Source organism: Streptomyces sp. P17 (assembly GCF_032436805.1).
Lineage (GTDB): Bacteria > Actinomycetota > Actinomycetes > Streptomycetales > Streptomycetaceae > Streptomyces.
Genome location: NZ_JAVRBF010000143.1, coordinates 1 through 3,661, shown reverse-complemented (window position 1 = coordinate 3,661; position 3,661 = coordinate 1). Strand labels below are relative to the sequence as shown.

At 66.8% G+C, this 3,661-nt stretch carries 3 protein-coding genes and 1 pseudogene; 1 reads left to right on the top strand and 3 read right to left on the bottom strand.

What is annotated here, in order from left to right; all coding sequences use genetic code 11:
- Both RMT89_RS39785 and RMT89_RS39780 read right to left on the bottom strand, forming a co-directional pair.
- Nucleotides 1-1,304: helix-turn-helix domain-containing protein (locus RMT89_RS39785; RefSeq protein WP_315888630.1), on the bottom strand; the 1,304-nt coding region annotated here is incomplete at its 3' end.
- Nucleotides 1,305-2,194: 890 nt separating this feature from the next.
- Complete coding sequence (locus RMT89_RS39780) at nt 2,195-2,431, bottom strand: phosphopantetheine-binding protein (RefSeq protein ID WP_315888629.1); 237 nt, start codon at nt 2,429-2,431, stop codon at nt 2,195-2,197.
- Between the two features lie 290 nt (nt 2,432-2,721).
- Between RMT89_RS39780 and RMT89_RS39775 the strand changes: the two genes are divergently transcribed.
- Entirely contained in the window at nt 2,722-2,943 is a 222-nt protein-coding gene (locus RMT89_RS39775) for an MbtH family NRPS accessory protein (RefSeq protein ID WP_315888628.1), read from the top strand.
- Between the two features lie 173 nt (nt 2,944-3,116).
- Here RMT89_RS39775 and RMT89_RS39770 read toward each other — a convergent pair.
- Nucleotides 3,117-3,661 (bottom strand): annotated as a pseudogene (locus RMT89_RS39770) (IS701 family transposase); the annotation flags it as partial.

The following is a 3,661-nucleotide window of genomic DNA, read 5'->3' as shown; positions in this document are numbered from 1 at the left end:
TCGTAACTGCGCTGGTCGGCAGGGGTGATGAGGATCAGCCGTCCATCGGTGGCGATCCGCCAGTCGGGAGCGGCGCGACCGGTGACCGGATCGAGGACGCATCCGTCTGGGGCCTGCCACGCGGAGGGAATCTCGTCGGGCCGGGGTGCGGGGACCAGGACCCGGCGCCCATCGCGGACGATCACCACGGCCCTGCTGCGGTGCTCCGACAGCCGCTCCAGCACATCCCGGTACACCGCGCGCTCGGCAGCGTGCAGCGCCTTGCGCTGGGCCGCGACGCCCGTGGTTCCATGCCGCTTCGCGACGGAGTCCCAGCCCTGAGCCGGCTTTGTGATCTCTTCAGGCACAGCCTCCGGAGAGGTGCTGCCGAAGCCCTCCAGGGCGCGAGGTGCGAGGGTCCAGGTCTCACCGCTGTGGTACACGAGGCCGTGGTCGGCCAGGCGTCGCAGGGTGCGGTAGACGGTGGCGCGGGACACCGATGACGAGCCGACAAGTTCGCCGACCGTCTGCGCCGGGCGGGCGTGCAGTGCACCGATGATCACGAGCGCGGCGCTGCCCAGACCGTGGTGGGCGAAGGCGTCGTGGCCCATCAGCCGACCGATGACGGTCGAGTCGACATCGGCCGCCGCACCCGTCTCAGGCGTGGGCCACTCCTCAAGTACCGGGTCGGGGGGGTACTGAGTGGTCCGGAAACGAGACCGCACAGCGGGGATAGCGCGATCGCCGGCGCTGCCGTCGGCGAGGTACCACGTGGAGCCCTCCCGGCCATGGCCGACCCGCAGCCGGCGCAGCCAACCACGAGGCTTGAGGACCGTCTCGTAGACGACCCGGAGCGTCGTGCGGGAGATGCCCGCTTCCTCCGCCGTCTGCCGCTCGCTGGCGTGGTGCAGAGGGCCGCCCGCGATCTCCGCGAAGTTCAGATGCGCCCGCAGCACCCGCAACGCGGTCCGGCCCCGCTCCCCGCGCCACGGCGTCGTCTCGATCCGGTCACGCAGCGCGGCGAGAACCTCGTACGCGTGCTGGCGCGACTCCAGGACTCTCGTGCTGCTGACCGCGGCCGAGGCGCTGGCCCATACCCGGCTGATGTAGTCCAGGGCGCGCCCCTGCCCGGAGCGCAGCGCGATGTGCTGGGCGTGCCGTCCGCCCTCGTGGTCGGGGTGGAGCAGTAGTCGGGTCAGCTCGTCGACGGTGCCACCGGCGCGCGCAACGTGGCAGGCGATGGCCGCCGTGATCCGGTGCCCGTGCTCAGCCGCGCCCTGACGGTCCGCGCGCAGGACCAGGGTCCGGCTGTCGGAGGAGAGCATGCTGTAACTGCCCGCCGCGTAGCGGCCGGTGAGGTCCCCGAGCAGAATGAGATCGGCTGCAGCCGTAGGCAGTTGGTGAAGACCCAGTCGCTCACCTGGGTGAAATGGACGTCGGAGAGAACCTGTCTGGTGGGTGCTGTGTGGCACTGTGGAGCCGTCCCGCAAGGACAGAGACGCCACCCAGGCCCGCTAAAACCACGGGTGGTGTCCGGTACCGACCTCCAATCGGTGCCAGCGATGCCTCCAGGATGGCCATCCTGGAGGCATTCGTATGCCTGGCTCCGGTGCTGGAGGCAGGCGTCCCCATCGCGGCTCGACCGAGGTCGATTCCGAGTGCTGTCAGCGGGTTCACGGCCTGATCAACGCCGTCTGACCTGGGCCGACTCGGACCAAACCAGAGGGCGATTGCCTCTGGCTGACTCCGAGCAGCTCGGTTCGAATCGGGGTCGAATCAGAGCGGTTTCCTCTGACTGCCTCCGATCGCCTCTGCAACCCGTCCTAGCAGGTCACATCCGGTCCGATCCCGTAAAGCCGCAGGTCAGAAAGGTGCTCCAGGAATACCCGGCGTACAGCCCGACTCGTCTGCCGCTTTCTATTTCAGCAGGTCAGAGCCTATGTTTCTTGGTTGAACAAACTGCTGGGGTCGAATCCGGGTCGAATTTGAGCCAGTGTATTGTCCGTCCCGTCCGACGTGTACGCGGGCATGAGGTGTGTATCGGGCATCTTGAAGGTGTTGAGTGCGGCCAGTACTAGGCGGACAGTGAGTTGGGAAGCCTCGGGCCCGCTCGAAAGTATCGTCCGGCGTGTCCGCCCTGCGGAAGCGGTCTGCTGTCGGACGGCAGGGCCGGGTTGGATCCACGCCAGTCGATGGACTTGTTCCCGATGGCGCATCACGAGGAACGCGTTGCCATCTTCCGGGCCATGCCGGCCAGTTCGGCCACGCTCTGACATCGGAAGACGCCACGCTGGGTGATGACCAGTCCTGCCTCCCGCGCTCGACTGACCAGCTGCATTGCTGTGATGCTGTCTCCGCCGAGGTCGAAGAACCTGTCGTCGACGTCAACCCGGGCCCGCCCCGCCAACTCGGCCATGAGTCGGCACAGAATTTCCTCTGCGGGCGTGTGCATGCTGCCGTCCCCCGTATCACGCTGATCCCCTGTCAAGTCTCGGGAGATCTCAGTCCGAGACTGACTTTCACATGCCGGGATCGTATGTACTCCGATGTGACGAGGTAAATCGTTCCATCGGCGCGATTCATGATCGCCTCCTCCTATCGGAGGGGGATGGCTGCTTTCTGGTCCTCCAACAGTGCGAGAGGACTTCGCCGTGCCTCGATGGGAGGGTTTACCGCCGCGCGGACCGGCCTTAGCCTGAGCCAGGCATAACGGATTCAGAATTGGAAACGGTGGAGACGTAGATGACGAACCATTTTGAGGACGACGACGCGTACTACCTGGTGCTGCGCAATGATGAGGGACAGCACTCCCTGTGGCCCGCCGCCAGTGACGTCCCCGTCGGCTGGGTCATCGCGAAGCATGCGGACAATCGGGCTGCCTGCCTGGAGTTCGTGGAGCAGCACTGGACGGACATGCGCCCGAAGAGCCTGGCCGTGGCCATGAATGACGCTGCCCAGCAGTAACCGTCAACATGTCAGCCCGGGCTCGTGCCAGGGCTGTCGGCACCGGTGCTCTACTTCTGCTGGTCGTCGTTGTCGGGGCGGCGTACAACGATGACGCCCGTCTTGAATCCAGGTCCGTCGGCGGGGCGGCGTCGCCGGCGTCTTGCTAGTACTACAGCCGTAGATCGTGATCTTCATGCCCGAGTGGCTTGTTGCCGGTAGTGGCTGGCCTGGGATCGGGCCTGGTGGCGGCGCCGCCAGTTCGACCAACCGAGCCGGTGGGCTGTGTCGTGGACGGCCCGGACGACGAGGGTGATGAACAGGCGTTGGATCTCGTTGCAGGTGAGCGGAATGAGGGCATCGGGTGCGGGGCGGGTGTGCTCGTCTGCGCGTACGACGGCGAGGAAGGCGTGCGCGAGCATGGCGAGGGTGACCCATCGGGACCAGGAGGTATAGCGGCGGACCTGGTGCTCGTCGAGTGCGGCCAGGCCCTTGCCCGACTGGAAGAACTCCTCCACCCGCCATCTTGATCCAGCGACTTGGACCAGCACGGTCAGCGGCACGGGTGCGGGCGAGTAGCAGCGGTAGTAGGCGAGTTCGCCGGTGCTGCGGTTGCGGCGGATCAGCAGCTGCCGACTCCCGGGGCGGGGGTCGGCGAGGTTGATGACTGCCCAGTCGTAGAAGCGGTGGCCCTTGGCCCCGGCCCCTGCGGAGAGCTTCTGCCAGGCCCGCTTGGGCA

Bases quoted from the DNA above. Each gene is read 5' to 3' on its own strand.
- RMT89_RS39780 (WP_315888629.1), bottom strand. From the start codon at position 2,431: ATGCACACGCCCGCAGAGGAAATTCTGTGCCGACTCATGGCCGAGTTG.
- RMT89_RS39775 (WP_315888628.1), top strand. From the start codon at position 2,722: ATGACGAACCATTTTGAGGACGACGACGCGTACTACCTGGTGCTGCGC.